14 protein-coding genes are annotated in these 14,703 nt (G+C 38.3%); 2 read left to right on the top strand and 12 right to left on the bottom strand.

What is annotated here, in order from left to right; genetic code table 11:
• Positions 1 to 2: 2 nt before the first annotated feature.
• The 12 genes from J6O61_RS12395 to gmd all read right to left on the bottom strand — a co-directional run bounded on the left by J6O61_RS12395 (position 3) and on the right by gmd (position 13,059).
• Positions 3 to 1,229, bottom strand: a complete 1,227-nt coding sequence (locus J6O61_RS12395) for a hypothetical protein (RefSeq protein ID WP_292213688.1) — start codon at positions 1,227 to 1,229, stop codon at positions 3 to 5.
• A 7-nt stretch (positions 1,230 to 1,236) separates the two neighbouring features.
• The gene (locus J6O61_RS12390; protein WP_292213685.1) at positions 1,237 to 2,430 is read right to left on the bottom strand and encodes a glycosyltransferase; all 1,194 of its coding nucleotides are present in this window, start codon (positions 2,428 to 2,430) and stop codon (positions 1,237 to 1,239) included.
• A 9-nt stretch (positions 2,431 to 2,439) separates the two neighbouring features.
• A complete protein-coding gene (locus tag J6O61_RS12385; RefSeq protein WP_292213683.1) occupies positions 2,440 to 3,717 on the bottom strand; it encodes a glycosyltransferase family 4 protein in 1,278 nt (425 codons plus the stop codon).
• The gene (locus J6O61_RS12380) at positions 3,714 to 4,658 is read right to left on the bottom strand and encodes a glycosyltransferase (protein WP_292213680.1); all 945 of its coding nucleotides are present in this window, start codon (positions 4,656 to 4,658) and stop codon (positions 3,714 to 3,716) included. The genes J6O61_RS12385 and J6O61_RS12380 overlap by 4 nt, the downstream gene beginning before the upstream one ends.
• Before the next feature lie 52 nt (positions 4,659 to 4,710).
• Positions 4,711 to 5,823: an EpsG family protein gene (locus tag J6O61_RS12375; RefSeq protein WP_292213679.1), complete on the bottom strand. Its 1,113-nt coding sequence runs from the start codon at positions 5,821 to 5,823 to the stop codon at positions 4,711 to 4,713.
• Positions 5,824 to 6,633 (bottom strand): glycosyltransferase family A protein, encoded by an 810-nt coding sequence (locus tag J6O61_RS12370; RefSeq protein WP_292213676.1) that lies wholly within the window; start codon positions 6,631 to 6,633, stop codon positions 5,824 to 5,826. It abuts the gene before it with no gap.
• A 16-nt stretch (positions 6,634 to 6,649) separates the two neighbouring features.
• Positions 6,650 to 7,735 carry a YveK family protein gene (locus J6O61_RS12365; protein WP_292213673.1) on the bottom strand — a complete coding sequence of 362 codons (1,086 nt, stop codon included), beginning with the start codon at positions 7,733 to 7,735 and terminating at the stop codon, positions 6,650 to 6,652.
• 13 nt (positions 7,736 to 7,748) lie between these two features.
• A complete protein-coding gene (locus J6O61_RS12360) occupies positions 7,749 to 9,155 on the bottom strand; it encodes a sugar transferase (protein ID WP_292213670.1) in 1,407 nt (468 codons plus the stop codon).
• 20 nt (positions 9,156 to 9,175) lie between these two features.
• A complete protein-coding gene (locus tag J6O61_RS12355; protein WP_292213668.1) occupies positions 9,176 to 9,925 on the bottom strand; it encodes a glycosyltransferase family 2 protein in 750 nt (249 codons plus the stop codon).
• A complete protein-coding gene (locus J6O61_RS12350) occupies positions 9,925 to 10,857 on the bottom strand; it encodes a glycosyltransferase family 2 protein (RefSeq protein WP_292213666.1) in 933 nt (310 codons plus the stop codon). The genes J6O61_RS12355 and J6O61_RS12350 overlap by 1 nt, the downstream gene beginning before the upstream one ends.
• Before the next feature lie 143 nt (positions 10,858 to 11,000).
• The gene (locus J6O61_RS12345; RefSeq protein ID WP_334299805.1) at positions 11,001 to 11,942 is read right to left on the bottom strand and encodes a GDP-L-fucose synthase family protein; all 942 of its coding nucleotides are present in this window, start codon (positions 11,940 to 11,942) and stop codon (positions 11,001 to 11,003) included.
• A gap of 25 nt (positions 11,943 to 11,967) precedes the next feature.
• Positions 11,968 to 13,059, bottom strand: coding sequence for a GDP-mannose 4,6-dehydratase (gene gmd, locus J6O61_RS12340; protein ID WP_292213662.1), 1,092 nt, complete (start codon positions 13,057 to 13,059; stop codon positions 11,968 to 11,970).
• A gap of 155 nt (positions 13,060 to 13,214) precedes the next feature.
• Here gmd and J6O61_RS12335 point away from each other — a divergent pair, with 155 nt between their 5' ends.
• Together J6O61_RS12335 and J6O61_RS12330 are read left to right on the top strand one after the other, a co-directional pair.
• Complete coding sequence (locus J6O61_RS12335) at positions 13,215 to 14,075, top strand: AraC family transcriptional regulator (RefSeq protein WP_292213659.1); 861 nt, start codon at positions 13,215 to 13,217, stop codon at positions 14,073 to 14,075.
• A 164-nt stretch (positions 14,076 to 14,239) separates the two neighbouring features.
• Complete coding sequence (locus tag J6O61_RS12330; RefSeq protein WP_292213657.1) at positions 14,240 to 14,674, top strand: CAP domain-containing protein; 435 nt, start codon at positions 14,240 to 14,242, stop codon at positions 14,672 to 14,674.
• Positions 14,675 to 14,703: the final 29 nt, after the last annotated feature.

The following is a 14,703-nucleotide window of genomic DNA, read 5'->3' as shown; positions in this document are numbered from 1 at the left end:
TATCAGCTCTCCGCATTTTCAACAGGGATATTCATCTGCATGTAAAGGTCATACCCTACAATAAGAATGATTATAAGCATAGCACATGTAAGCGGCCACAGCGTCAAAACAGTTGAACCAAACAAAAATCTTGTATATGTAATCATTGATATTACCTGAAGTGCTGCACATACAGGCATTCTCTTATAGCTAAAAAGCGCATAAACAACAGTGAGAATTTCAGGAAGATATCCATATCTTTCATGCATAGCCGGCAAACAGAAACAACACACTTCTGCTGTAAATATAACTAGTGTTATCATAAATCTTGAAGTAATTTCAAATTTCTTTTTGTAAGTATAATAGGCAATCATTCCCATGATAATAACCGTAGCCATTGTTCCGGCTGAAATGATAATCTTTCTGATATCCTTATTAAGATCAGATGTAATGATTGTATAAATACTTGGATAGTTCATTGATAGTCTTGAAAACATAGTGACCTGTTTTCCGTAGATACCAAGAAGATCTCCCCAGCTTCTCCCTGCAATTGCACAGGGAATCATTGCAACAACATGAATAAACGGTACCCAAAGGATATATCTTATTTTCACTTTGTTTTTCAGCCACATGATTATTATGAATGGCATAAAGAAAATAGCCTGCTGCTTGAAGCTATAAGATAACGCGAGATATATAAATGCTTTATTGTCTTTGCCTTTAATGATACTAAGAAGAGATAAAAGAATAAATGATGTAAAGATAGAATCGTTCTGTGCCCAAGCTGCACTGTTTAATACAACTGTTGGCAGAAACATTACAGCCGCAAATGCCATAAGTGACTTCCTAACGCTTCCTGCAGTAACGTTATAAGTTATTCTCATGATTGTAATTGCGCAGACAAAATCAAATATTACAGATACTGTTTTTACCAGATACATATCGCTGATACCACCGCCAATATAGTGCAAGATGACGATAATATACTGGAACATGCAGTTATAATCAAAAGTACTTGCATCGCTGACTCCGGGCTTGATCCCAAGGTAAGCAAAACCTCCCGCTTCATGACATTCTCGCATCCAGTCTGCAAAAGCAAGAGTGTAATCGCCGGAAGCGATATCGTAAAGTGAGAGTCTGAAGTACATACCAAGACACGCTATTATTGTAAAGAAAAATAGGTCAAAAAGAGTGATGTTAACTCCAAACACTGTGATTTCTGTTTCAAAAAATTTGTCGATAGATCTCATAACTTCCTCATTCTAAATGATTTTCTTCCTGCATAGTTCTCCAAAAACCTGCAGGCTTTATATTTTGTGCAACGCTCATAGGGCCTTGGATAGAAGGTGCAGGTACTCTTCCTTCTATAAATTCACCGCAAAATCTTGTAAACTCTTTTGCTGCATTACCTGCATTCCACAACTCCCTGATTGTTCTAAAGGCTCTGACTCCAAAATCCGTAATCAGTTCTTTTGTTTCAAAAAGCTGCAGAACCTTTTGGACAAAGTCATCAAAATTTCCATTTTCGTAAGAATAACCATTATAGCCGTCTTTTATTAAAAATGGAACTGCTCCTGCTTCTTTTGAAGCCACGACTGCGCATCCGCATCCCATAGCTTCGTTAACAACCGCTCCCCAGCCTTCCAGATAGTTGCTGGTAAAAAGAAATATATCTGAAATCTTCATATGCTCAAGTACCTCAGCAGGGTTCATTTGCCCCCTCAAGGCAACATACTCTTTTAAGCCTTTTTCCGCTATAAGGTTCTCAATATAATCTTTTTGATTGCCATCACCAATTATTTCAAGAGTAAACTCATAGCCTTTGTCCCTAAGAATTTCTGCCGCTTTTACTGCATATTCAGGATGTTTAAGTCTTATCAGCCTTCCTGCCCAGCATAGTTTAACTTTTCTGCCGGATAAAGGTTCTTTATCCACATTTTCATAGTCCCTGTCGGGATAATATCCCCATTTGAGCTTTTTTTGCGGATAACAGTGGATAAGATCAAAGTCTGATGCCACATATGCACCGGCACATAATAAATATACAGGTTTATTTCTGTAAACAAAATGCTCGTGATACTTTTTTATAAGGCCTTTGGGCGTTACAGCCTTCCACTGTCCTTCTCTGTAAATTCTCTCACTCAGTCGAAAAGACAGTTTTCCTGAGGAAAGACGCCTTTTTTCAAGATCCTCTATAAGCCCGTCTGACCATCCGAATATCACAACATCGCTGTCGGATATAAGCTTTTCGCATTTTTCTTTATTTTCATAATAAACAACCACATACCCAAAAGACTTCGGATCTACAGCCCATCCCATTTCAACCCGCTTCTTCTCCATGGGACTTGTCTGAATAAAATAAAAAGAGCCTTCTCCCACTTCCTTCTGCAAAGCATTGCAAACAGGAATCTGGTGGTGGTTTATGTAATTGGACACAAAGGTAACTACCATGTTTTCCCCTTACTTACTGCATATTTCATCGTATATTTCAAGAAGTCTCTTATAATTGGCGTCCGGATCATGAACTTTACCGGCTCTTTTGGCCGCATTATCACCTAAAACAGCAGCAATTACCGGTTCATCCCACATTTGAATAACCGCTTCGGATAGCTTTTCAACATTTCCTCTTTCAAATAAAAGTCCGTCTTTACCGGACTGTATCATACTTGGTATTCCCCCGGCATCGGAAGCTATGACCGGCATTCCCAAAAGCATTGCCTCTCCTACCGAATTGGGTGAGTTTTCCAGAATTGAAGGACAGATAAACACACTGCTCTGTAAATATCTATCCTTCATTTCTTCATCAGAAAGAAGTCCTACCATAGTCACTTTCTTTTTTAATTTATATGCAGAAATAAGTGACTTAATATACTTTCCGTAAGCACTTGCCCGCAAAAAATACGGATATTTACTCTTTCCACGACCGATAATATTGTTTCCGGCAACATATAAGTGAGCATCCGGATATTTTTCCAATATTTTAGGAAGTGCCTGAAGCACAAAATGAAATCCCTTTAAAGGATAATCTCCCTGAGAAATAAAAATGCTGTGAGGAAGAACATTCTTTTCATCCCACCTTCCCTGATAAAAGCATGGCCTCATGGTCTCATCCATGGCAAAATATTTCGCCTTGGGATTTATCCTAAAAGTGACATTTTTGTCAAAAAGTGTTCTTCCTGTAATATTCCCCGTCAAAAGAATGGATTCTTTTTCATGTTCTGCCCTTTTTTTATACTTTTCCACCTGCATAAGAAGGGAATCCTTTTTTAAGCGATCCCTAAAAGTAGCAGAATTTTGCACATTTACCGGAATATCTGCCATGTAATCCACGGCGATTTCTCCACATAACCCCTGAATTCCAAGAAGCGATCTGTCAGGATTGTCGAAGGCTCTGAGCATGGCAAGAGCATGAGGAAATTCTGTACCAAATACATGCACGACATCAGGCTTAAAATCTTCTAAAACAGCAGAAAATCGTTCTTCCAAAGCTTCATCATAAATCTCAGGATGATTTAAATCCTCCTCAAATCCATAGAATACGATTCCATCTATTTCTTCCCTATCCTGAACCACCGCTGACTCTTTAGGAAAACAAATACCTAGTGTTATTTTATTGTCATCAGCTTTTTTCAGCCTGTCAAGGCACCCTGAAAGCCATCCTTCCCTCACAGAAAACGGAATATCTTTTGCTTTGGCATAAACAGGCAGCATGATATTACACAGCCACAGTACTCTCAATCTCTTTTTTCCTCTCTTCTTCCTCTGGCTCTGTAAATTGCTTCTTTGATAGCATTGTAGCCTTTGGAAGTAACTTTATTGGAATCTAAAAATGTTCTGAATCCGGAAAGAGTCACTATTCTGATAAAGTCATATCTTCTGATCTGTGCACCGGTCAGATAATGTTTAATAATTTCTTTTCTCTCTTCTTCTGAAAGCTTCTTGTTCTGAGCCGAAAAACCGCCGCCTTCATAGTTGGCAATTACAATGTTCATATAGGCAGTTTCTGCCTTTTCTCTGTAAAAACATCTCAAAAACTGTTCATAATCGGCTCTCACCTTATACTTAAGATCAAAGTGATTGTTGAACATCAGTCTCTCATCATAAAAGCATGCCTGATGAGATGGCAGGTTTCTGTAACAGGCATGATCATCTATATGAGGATTTGAAGCTATTTTATTCCCGGTAGACTTATCAAAAATGTCGCCATAAAAAATAGTGGGAAGAGTTGTGCCTTCCTTTTCCTGCCTGCTTACAATAAAATCATGTACTCTTAATAGTACATTTTCGTCTCTGAATTCATCACCGCAATTAAGAAAGAAAATGTAAGACGGTGTCTCCCCTGCCCTTAAAAGCTTAACTTCCTCAGCTGTAGTTTCCTGTTCTTTAGTTCTTGAATCAATTATCTTTTCTTCAAGATGGGAAACTGCTATATTCATCGCATGGTAGATTCCGTTATCACAGCTTTCAATCAGGGTAATAGTTTTTTCTTCATCCTGATCTATCCCTGCCACATCATATTTTTCTTTTAGCATATCTACTGAACCGTCAGTTGACATCCCGTCTTTTACCAGAATCCTATAGTCTGTGCAGGTCTGCTTCAAAATACTATCGATTGTATCTATTATCTTTTTACCGGGATTATATGAAACTACAATAATCGTAAAAAAAGCCTTCTTCATATGCCGCTCCTTAGTAGTTACTGCTAATGCAGCTGTTTCCGGACAGTAACTTTTAATATCCTCTCTCTGACAAAGTTAGAGGCATTTCATCAAACAAGATAGTCTTGTATGGAAGTATCCTCACTCCATCCGCTGATGCTCCCCTCATGTAAAGCACAAAATAGCAAACACAAAAAAGAACTGTCAAAACGGTCATTATTCTCTTTTTTCTGTCATCCTTAACATGAAGTAAAAGAGCCGGGATAAAAAGAATGTGCGTCACAGTAAGATAGTAGCCGATTCTGGAAATAATTGGTAAAAAGGAACCAAATACATATAGTGCCAATGCCATCAGGTTACAATAAAAACAGAACATATAACGCGCATTATCTTTTATTACTTCTTTATAAAGCCACAAAGATACGCCCAAAACCACGAGACATCTAAATATGCTCATTGGGCTGGTTCCACCGGCCAGATATTCCGTATCCTTATATGATGGATATAAAAATACAACTATCTTAAGGTATAAATCCTGCAAAAAAAGACAGGAAATACATGCAATTCCAAACGCTCCGTACATCCATCTTCTCCAGTTGATACGGGCAAGAGGATAAAGTACTAAAACAACCAGCATAGATTTATGGAAAAGAGCTCCAACCAAAACCAAGAGAACAAATTTGGGCCAGTCTTTTTTTAATACAAATTTAACAGAGTAAAGCGCCATTCCCAAGGCCAGATAATAACGTACGGTGCTTATAGACTGAAAATAATATCCAAGCAGCATAAACATCATAAAACTGAAAGCAAACCATTCACTCTGCTGCCACATAGCTATCATAAAAAACAAAACCGTGAAGAATGCAAATACCGCAAATACCAGGATATAATTCTCGAATCCACACAGATAATAAATCCCGTAGGTAAGTGCATTGAAGCCTGGTTCAGTCGGAACATAAGCATGGCTGAAAACAAGATGCATAAATTCGACATATTTGGCATAATCATTGCCTACATTTACTCTTAGGGCTGAAACCCAAAAAAGGGCAGAAAAGATAAAGAGCAAAACTATTACATTCACAGCTTTCTGTCTTGTTATGCCCCCGCTTCTGATATTCAAGTTTCTTTGTTTAAGCAGCAGCGCAGATAAAACTACAACTGCAGTAAGTGTCAGATATATTACCATTTATACCTTCTTTAATGTCTTGCCGTGGTCAACTCCATCCCACAATATTTTCACACTTTTCAGAAGTCCCTTTTCGCGGCACATAGTATTTCTGTTTTTAAAAAGATACCTAAGTCCCAAAATCTTAGCCATTTTTCCGTAAAGAAAATGGTAAAGAACGCCTCTGTCAAAATAAAATTTATCTGTGTATCCCTTAAACCATGTAGATTCGCCGGCTTTCTCATGTCCGACAATGACAGTTGTTCTGAACAGATTGAGACCTTCTTTCAGACAGTCATGCAAAAAGAGGCTGTCTTCACCGTTCATATAAGGAGCTCCTCCTCCAAAAAGAAGTGAGAAGCGAACACCTGCATCAATAAGCTTTTGACGCCTTGCAAAAACTGCATATGAGGGGTACCTTCCATAGTTTTTCCAATTAACTCTGGCAAAATCAGTGTTCCAATAAGTTTCTCTCCCCTCCTGGGCCTTTACATTAAACAGCAGTATATCCGCCTCCGGATGAGCATCAAACTCATCGAGAACTTTTTGTACATATCCATCCTCATAGACAATATCATCATCTGCAAACTGTATTATCTCATGATCTGAATGTTCAAGGGCAGTGTTTCTTGAAAGACCAACTCCCTTTTCGTTTCTATGAAGAATTGTGATCTTTTTTCCTGAATATTCTATGGCTTTTTCAGTATTATCAGCTTTTTTTCCGATAATCTGATTAACAATCACCCCATCAGTCTGTATGTTCATATCTGCAAGCAGACTGTCTATTTCTTTATTTACGGCTGAAACCAGTATTTGTAGCCTTTCCGGCATGGGTTTTACCTCTGCTTTATAATCTGTAATACTTTTTCAAAAACTTCTCATCTGCTCTTACAAGGACAACTCCCAGAATAGGACATTCATGTTTCTGAAGCTGAGCAATAATATGCTCATTCATAGTTCCGCATTTTTTTCCTGCGGGAATGCCCAGAATTACTCCGTCGCATGTTCCGATCTTCCTGTAGTTCTCAAGGACTTTTCCCGGAGTTTCCATCGGAACTGCCTTTTCCATCTGACTGTCAAATCCTGCGCCAAGAGACTCTTTTAATGTCAAAAGATCTTTTTTTGAAACTTCTGCATCCATATAGCTGTCGGTAGATATATAAATCACCTTTTCAGCACCGGATACAAACTTTTCAAAAGCTGCCTGAAGTTCATTTCTGAAAAACTCACTTTTTCCGATTACTCCCAGCACATTTACATCAAATCTCTTTTCAATATCCTCCGGAACATATACCGCATCATCCAAGGCATCAAAAAGCAAAAGCACAAAAATTGTCAAAACTGTCAGAACAACTGCTCCAAATACAGCTGCAGTCAATGTCTTGTCGGTATAAGTCACAAGACTTGCTTCAGTCTTGCTCAGCAGCTTTATAGAGGTAAAAGCATCATTAATCTCACCATAGTTTTCCAATGCCTTATCTGTAGCATCCGTAATAAGATCAGCATGATCCTTATCGGCATTTTCCACAGTAACAAGTAAAAGTCGTACATCAGACGGAATCTCAGCTTTTATAGAATCAGCAGCTTCTTCCCTGCTGATCTCATCTTCCGGAAAACCTGCCTTCTCAAGATTACTCATAACCTCATCCATAATGTCATCAGTAGTCATAAGAAGACTCCAGGTAAATGCATTGTAATAATCCACCTGACTCTTGGCATTTTCATCATAAGCAAATTTAATATACAGTTTTGACTCGGTACTGTAGGTTTTGGCCGGGCCAAAAGTAACGGTAACAAGAGTATATATTCCGCCTGCAATAACTGCTCCGATAATAGCCGCAAGAGGTATTATCCATATTTTCTTTATAAGTCTTAAATAAAAACTCCTTAGATTAAGAGTTTCATCCATATGTCCGGAATTACTTCTTCCCATATCATGCTCCATATCACGAATCTTTTTGTGCCGTAGTCTGGCCTGCCTCAACACCTTCCGTTGAATCAGGGGTAAAAAGAATCTTAACAGTCAATAACATCAGCTTAATATCAAGCCAGACAGAATAATTCTCAATATATGTAAGATCAAGCTTTAGCTTATCATAAGGAGTGGTGTTGTATTTACCGTAAACCTGAGCATATCCTGCAAGTCCCGCTTTCACCTTCATTCTAAATGCAAATTCAGGCATCTCCTTAAGATACTGTTCTATTATCTCAGGTCTTTCAGGTCTCGGACCTATAAAGGACATATCTCCTTTAAGTATGTTAAAGAGCTGAGGAAGTTCATCAATTCTGCATGATCTGATAAACTTACCGATTGGAGTAATCCTTGAATCATTCTTGGAAGCAAGTCGGGCAACTCCGTCCTTTTCCGCATCAACCTTCATGCTCCTGAACTTCATTATTCTGAATTCTTTTTTATTTATAGTGCATCGAACCTGTTTATAAAGCACCGGTCCACCATCGTAAGCTTTTATGATGAGAGCGGTAATAAGCATTATCGGCGATGTGATTATTATGAGCACTAACGCTATAACAACATCAAAAAATCTCTTTATCGCTCTCTGCTCAGCCTTTATGGCGTACTCCCTTAACAAAAGCACCGGTGTATCAAACAAATGAAGCTGTGATGAGCCTTTTAAAAGAACATCCGTTATCTTTGGCATCACATATATACGTATATTGTTGCCATAGCAATATTTTACAAGTCCGTTTCTGAATTTGCTTGGAACATCCCAGATAATTACTCCATCATAATTTCCAAGACATTCTTCATATATTTTGTCGATACCTTCATCAATATTCATTTTCTTTCTGATATGATATTTGTCTTTTCTGGAATTAAACTTGGTAATAATATCATCAACAGAATATTCGCCGCTTATAAGAAGCAGTTCCCTTGGAGGGAATATAGCCATGTATATTGCGTTGGTTATATATGCCCAGGCAAAAGAAATCACAAGCTGAACCACAAATATCTCAACCATCGGAAGAGGCGGAACAAGCCAGTTTCTCATAAGAGCAATCTGAAAATAAGAAATAAAATTCACCATGAAAAGTGCAAAAATCTGCGAAAAGAATACATCCATAGGCTTAAGGTATCCAATCTTAAGTCCACCGTATGTATTTGAGAAAAACAAAAGCAATATAAAATAAATTGCCAGAATAAGCAGATGTCCACGGAAATACAGTTTTAATCCACTACCTAAGTTGTAACCGTCAACACTGATACGAGTAGATGAAACTATAGGATAATATGTACTAAACCAAAACCATGCGTACACAGCTGTCTGCATACTTAATCCGATAAATCCCAAAAATAAAACAAGGATTCTCTTCACTGATTCCACATGTTTCATAAATTCCCCTTTTCAAGCAATCAGACAATTCTCCTGAGTGTTGCTCTGACTGCCCATCCTCCAAAATAAAATAATGATTCCAAGACTGATAGCCCTGCAATATTTCTGTATAAAAACCAGATTCTCTCAAGAGCTACCAGCTTATTGGACGAAAGAGATTTGGCAGGCCTTCTGTAAATAGCCAGATTCTCATTCAGTCCGTAGGCTGTAATGCCGCTTTTTAGTATTCTCCACCAGGTCGCCGTGTCTTCACTTGGAACTTGTGGCATATGGATTATTTCCATATCTATCTTTTCTGTATCAAACATTACAGTCGTTGTAAAAATAATGGTTCTCGACAACGCTTTTCGAAAGGTGAGCGTCTCCGGAACTTTGACGACTTTCCCTGTAGGCTTGGCATTTTCATCTCCAAATTCATACGAGTGAAAAGAAAACGCTGCACCGGTCTTTTCCATAAAAGCCACTTGTTTTTCAAGTTTTTCGCTCTTCCAGACATCATCAGCATCAAGAAATGCTATATACCTTCCTAATGATGCATCTATCCCGGTATTTCTGGCTGCTGCCGCACCCTCATTTTCTTCTTTTCTGATAAGGCGTATTCTTTTCCCTTGAGAAGCAATCAATTCATCTATATAATCGGCGCTTCCGTCCTTTGAAGCATCATCAACCAAAATCAGTTCCCAATCCTTATATGTTTGGGCGCACACCATATCTATTGCATCTTTAATGTATTTTTTTGCATTATATACCGGTACAACTATGCTGACCATCAAATTTCCTCTTTAACTATATATAACGGACGCTTTTTTACTTCCAGATAAGTCTTGGAAAGATACTGACCTACAATTCCTATACAGAAAAGCTGAACTCCACTCACCAGTAAAATAATACATACAAGAGACGGCCAACCACTTGTCGGATCTCCATAAAGTGCCTTTCTGACTATCGTAAAAATTATGAAAAAGAAAGCCAAAACACAAAACAGAACACCAATCAGTGAAGAAAAGGCAAGTGGAACTGTTGAAAAAGCCACAATACCATCAAGTGCGTAAACAAAGAGTTTCCAGAATGACCATTTGGTCTCTCCCTTCATGCGCTCTATGTTTTCAAATTCTATCCACTTATTCTTAAATCCAACCCAGCCAAAGATACCTTTGGAAAATCTGTTGTATTCTTTCATCGAAAGTATAGCGTCAACAAACTGTCTTGTCATAAGTCTGTAATCTCTTGCTCCGTCTACAATTTCAGTCTTAGACACTTTATTGATCAGTTTATAGAACATTCTGGCAAAAAATGACCTGATAGGAGGCTCGCCCTTTCTGTTCACTCTTCTGGTAGCTACGCTGTCATAACCTTCATTAACAATAGCTTCATACATCTGAGGCAAAAGAGACGGTGGATCCTGAAGATCACAGTCCATAATGGCAACGTAATCTCCCTTTGCCTTTTCAAGACCTGCATACATTGCCGGTTCTTTTCCAAAGTTTCTGGAAAAATTTATAAGGTGAACTCTCTTATCTTTTTCTATAAGCTCTTTAACACGGCTTACCGTCTCATCCTTTGAGCCATCATTGACATATATAAATTCAAACTCGACTTCATTGCTTTTAAAGTAAGACTCATTCTTAAGAACTTCATTATAAAAATCAGCTATATTCTCCTGCTCATTATAGCAAGGTACTATAAGACTAAGTAATTTCATTTCCGGCTCCCAATTATAAATATAGAACCGCCAATAAGCGCAATTCTATACAGTATTTTACACTTAAAGTCTGAGTCTTTCAACCAAGCAAAAAGGGGCGCAAAAAAGCCTCGCTTTATGCGAGGCTTTTGAGGCTTTATATCTTATCTTTCTGCACGCATAGGATTGTTGAGGAAATCCTCATATGCAAGTTTGATACCATCATCAAGTTCTGTCTTATATGTCCAACCAAGGCTCTTGGCTTTAGATACATCCAACAGCTTTCTTGGTGTACCATTTGGTTTAGAAGGATCCCATCTGATCTCTCCTGTATATCCGATAATCTTTGCAACCTTTTCTGTAAGCTGTTTAATAGTAAGCTCTTTTCCTGTGCCGGCATTTACAGTCTCATCACCACTGTAATTGTTCATAAGAAATACACACAGATTAGCAAGGTCATCAACATAAAGGAACTCTCTTAAAGGGCTTCCGTCTCCCCAACATGTAACATACGGAAGATTCTGCTCTTTTGCCTCATGGAAACGGCGAATAAGTGCAGGAAGCACGTGTGAATGTGTCGGGTGATAGTTATCGTTTGGTCCGTAGAGGTTTGTAGGCATTACTGAAATGTAATCAGTTCCGTACTGCTTGTTCAGGTACTCACAGTACTTAAGTCCTGATATCTTAGCAAGTGCATAAGCCTCATTGGTCTTTTCAAGAGCAGATGTAAGAAGGCAGTCCTCTTTCATTGGCTGTGGAGCCATTCTTGGGTAAATACATGATGATCCCAAAAACTCCACCTTTTTGCAGCCATTCTGCCATGCTGAATGAATAACATTCATCTCAAGAATCATATTCTCATACATAAAGTCGGCAAGAGCCTCTGAATTACCCATAATTCCACCAACCTTAGCAGCTGCAAGGAATACATATTCAGGTTTCTCTTCAGCAAAAAACTTCTCAACCTGATCCTGTCTTGTAAGATCAAGCTCTTTATGAGTTCTGGTTACGATATTAAAATAGCCCTGTCTATGCAGCTCTCTTACAATAGCCGAACCAACCATTCCTCTGTGACCGGCAACATAAATCTTAGCATCAAAATCCATCATTGCTTTTTACCTTCTTTTTAAATTATTTATCAATACCCTTTTCAAGGAACTCTGCAAGGTTAAACTCAACGTGCTCATTGGCTCTCTCAACAGCAACCTTGGCCATATCATGCTCAACCATGATTCTTACAAGGTCTTCAAAGGATGTTGTCTGTGGATTCCAATGAAGCTTTTCTTTTGCCTTTGTAGGATCTCCCCATAGGTTTACAACGTCTGTAGGTCTGTAGAAATCAGGTGAAACTTCTATAAGAACCTTACCTGTCGCCTTATCATATCCCTTTTCATCAGCACCTTCACCCTTGAATTCAAGCTCAATACCTGCATAGTGGAATGCAAGCTGTGCAAATTCTCTGACAGAATGCTGAACGCCTGTTGCAATAACAAAATCTTCAGGCTTGTCATTCTGCAAGATAAGCCACATACACTCAACATAGTCCTTGGCATATCCCCAGTCACGAAGACTTGAAAGATTTCCAAGGTAAAGCTTATCCTGTTTGCCTTGAGCAATTCTTGAAGCAGCAAGAGTAATCTTACGTGTTACGAAAGTCTCTCCTCTTCTTTCTGACTCATGGTTAAAGAGAATACCTGAGCAGCAGAACATGTTGTAAGCTTCTCTGTACTCTTTTACAATCCAGTAACCATAGAGCTTTGCAACAGCATATGGGCTGTATGGATGGAAAGGTGTCTTTTCATTCTGAGGAACTTCCTCTACCTTTCCGTACAGTTCTGAAGTTGAAGCCTGATAAATACGGCATGTATCAGCAAGACCGCACTGACGAACCGCTTCCAATACTCTAAGAACTCCGGTAGCATCAACATCTGCCGTAAACTCAGGTGAATCAAATGAAACCTGAACATGTGACTGAGCTGCCAGGTTATAAATCTCATCAGGGCGAACCTTTCCAACTACGCCAAGAATGCTCATAGAATCCCCAAGATCGCCGTAGTGAAGGTGAAAATGTGGCTGACCTTCAAGGTGAGCAATTCTCTCTCTGTAATCTACTGAAGATCTTCTGATTATACCGTGAACATCATATCCTTTTTCCAAAAGAAACTCTGCAAGATATGAACCATCCTGCCCTGTTATACCTGTTATTAAAGCTTTTTTTGCCATAAAATTTCCTTTCAAATCAAAACAATTATTTGCATTTTTCTTTGTTATTATATTGTCTGCCTTTAACCTTTTAAATTCACTTTCTTGATTTTTATTTGCATTATCTTGATTAGTTGTTTATACTAGCTATTATCATTGTTGTGGAGTATTTTATTATGAAAAACAGATTATTTCAAGGCGAATATGTATCCTCTGACAGGCTTCTGTATACTCCCTCAGAGTTTGCTAAAAGTAACCTCTTTTACCTTCAGGAAATAGGAAATCTAAAAGCCCAAAAAACCCATACAAGTAAAAGACAAAACCTCTCATCATTTTTGTTCTTTTATGTTAAATCAGGCAGTGGTTTTTTGGATTATCAGGGCAGAGAATACGAGATAAAGCAGGGTGACTGCGTATTTATAGACTGTCATAATCCTTACTCCCACAGAACATCTGAAAATCTGTGGTCACTTGAATGGATACATTTTAACGGTAACGTTGTACTGCCAATATATTTAAAGTACATTGAGCGCGGCGGACAACCTGTTTTTCATCCGGATAATCCTGATGAACTTCAAAAAATTTTTGACAAACTCGGTTCCATTGCACATTCAGCCGACTACATAAGAGATATCAGGATAAATGAAGTGTTGTCCTCGCTTTTAACTTTCATTATGTCTTTCAGCTGGAACCCCGATATTATCCCCACAGACAGTAATGCCAAGATCTTTTTTGGTCTTAGAGAGTATCTGGACAGTCACTATCCGGAAAAAATCACTTTGGATAATCTTGCTGACAAATTTTTAATAAATAAATACGCCCTATCAAGAGGTTTTAAAGAACAGTTTGGTACTTCAATCATCAACTACCTTTTGTCTGTTCGTATTACACACGCCAAGCAGCTCCTTAGATTCACTTCAGATTCAATAGAAGAAATCGGAAATCAGTGTGGAATAACTCCACTATATTATTTCTCCCGTATTTTTAAACAAATAGAGGGAATAAGCCCAATGGAATATCGACTGCAATGGAAATAAAATCATCACAAAATATAAAAAAAGTATAAAACCCTTAAACGTTTAACTTAAAAAAGTATAAAAACCCATTAAATACTGTTAATAATCCGTTTTGGAAGATTGAAATAAAGTATCATCGAATTATAGGAACGAAGAAATTTTAGTACTAGAAACGGGGATATTTTATGAAAAGACTTATATGTGGCATTTTTATGTGCATTTTTTTATGCACCATAATATCACCTATAACTTCCATGGCGGCTGAAAAAGATGATATTCTTTCTCAAATAAATGCTGCACGCGAAGCATCCGGTCTTCCTTCGCTTTCATACAGCGAAGATCTTGAAGCCGTTGCAAGTATCAGAGCCTTGGAGTGTGCCACTTCATTTTCTCATATAAGGCCCGGCGGATCTGCCTGGTATACCGTAGGTTCGACGAAAGGCGAAAATCTTGCCCACGCAAAAAACGACAACCAACGCAAAGCAGAAAACGTTGTTCTTGCATGGCTTCTTAGTCCCAAACACAAAGAAAATGTTTTGAGAAGCTGCTTCACTTCTGTAGGTATCTCCTATTACGACGATCCCAACGGTCATACATATATAGCATGTGAATTCTATTGATTAATATCAAAAATGGACTTAAAAGTCCA

The sequence above is a fragment of the Butyrivibrio sp. genome (assembly GCF_017635265.1).
Classification (GTDB): domain Bacteria; phylum Bacillota; class Clostridia; order Lachnospirales; family Lachnospiraceae; genus Butyrivibrio.
Note: the sequence above shows the minus strand (reverse complement) of the source record. Positions and strands in the feature narration are given on the sequence as shown.

What these genes read in the sequence shown, in the direction of transcription:
- J6O61_RS12395 (WP_292213688.1), bottom strand. Translation starts at nt 1,229, where the DNA reads ATGAGATCTATCGACAAATTTTTTGAAACAGAAATCACAGTGTTTGGA.
- J6O61_RS12390 (WP_292213685.1), bottom strand. Translation starts at nt 2,430, where the DNA reads ATGGTAGTTACCTTTGTGTCCAATTACATAAACCACCACCAGATTCCT.
- J6O61_RS12380 (WP_292213680.1), bottom strand. Translation starts at nt 4,658, where the DNA reads ATGAAGAAGGCTTTTTTTACGATTATTGTAGTTTCATATAATCCCGGT.
- J6O61_RS12375 (WP_292213679.1), bottom strand. Translation starts at nt 5,823, where the DNA reads ATGGTAATATATCTGACACTTACTGCAGTTGTAGTTTTATCTGCGCTG.
- J6O61_RS12370 (WP_292213676.1), bottom strand. Translation starts at nt 6,633, where the DNA reads ATGCCGGAAAGGCTACAAATACTGGTTTCAGCCGTAAATAAAGAAATA.
- J6O61_RS12365 (WP_292213673.1), bottom strand. Translation starts at nt 7,735, where the DNA reads ATGGGAAGAAGTAATTCCGGACATATGGATGAAACTCTTAATCTAAGG.
- J6O61_RS12360 (WP_292213670.1), bottom strand. Translation starts at nt 9,155, where the DNA reads ATGAAACATGTGGAATCAGTGAAGAGAATCCTTGTTTTATTTTTGGGA.
- J6O61_RS12355 (WP_292213668.1), bottom strand. Translation starts at nt 9,925, where the DNA reads ATGGTCAGCATAGTTGTACCGGTATATAATGCAAAAAAATACATTAAA.
- J6O61_RS12350 (WP_292213666.1), bottom strand. Translation starts at nt 10,857, where the DNA reads ATGAAATTACTTAGTCTTATAGTACCTTGCTATAATGAGCAGGAGAAT.
- J6O61_RS12345 (WP_334299805.1), bottom strand. Translation starts at nt 11,942, where the DNA reads ATGGATTTTGATGCTAAGATTTATGTTGCCGGTCACAGAGGAATGGTT.
- gmd (WP_292213662.1), bottom strand. Translation starts at nt 13,059, where the DNA reads ATGGCAAAAAAAGCTTTAATAACAGGTATAACAGGGCAGGATGGTTCA.
- J6O61_RS12335 (WP_292213659.1), top strand. Translation starts at nt 13,215, where the DNA reads ATGAAAAACAGATTATTTCAAGGCGAATATGTATCCTCTGACAGGCTT.
- J6O61_RS12330 (WP_292213657.1), top strand. Translation starts at nt 14,240, where the DNA reads ATGAAAAGACTTATATGTGGCATTTTTATGTGCATTTTTTTATGCACC.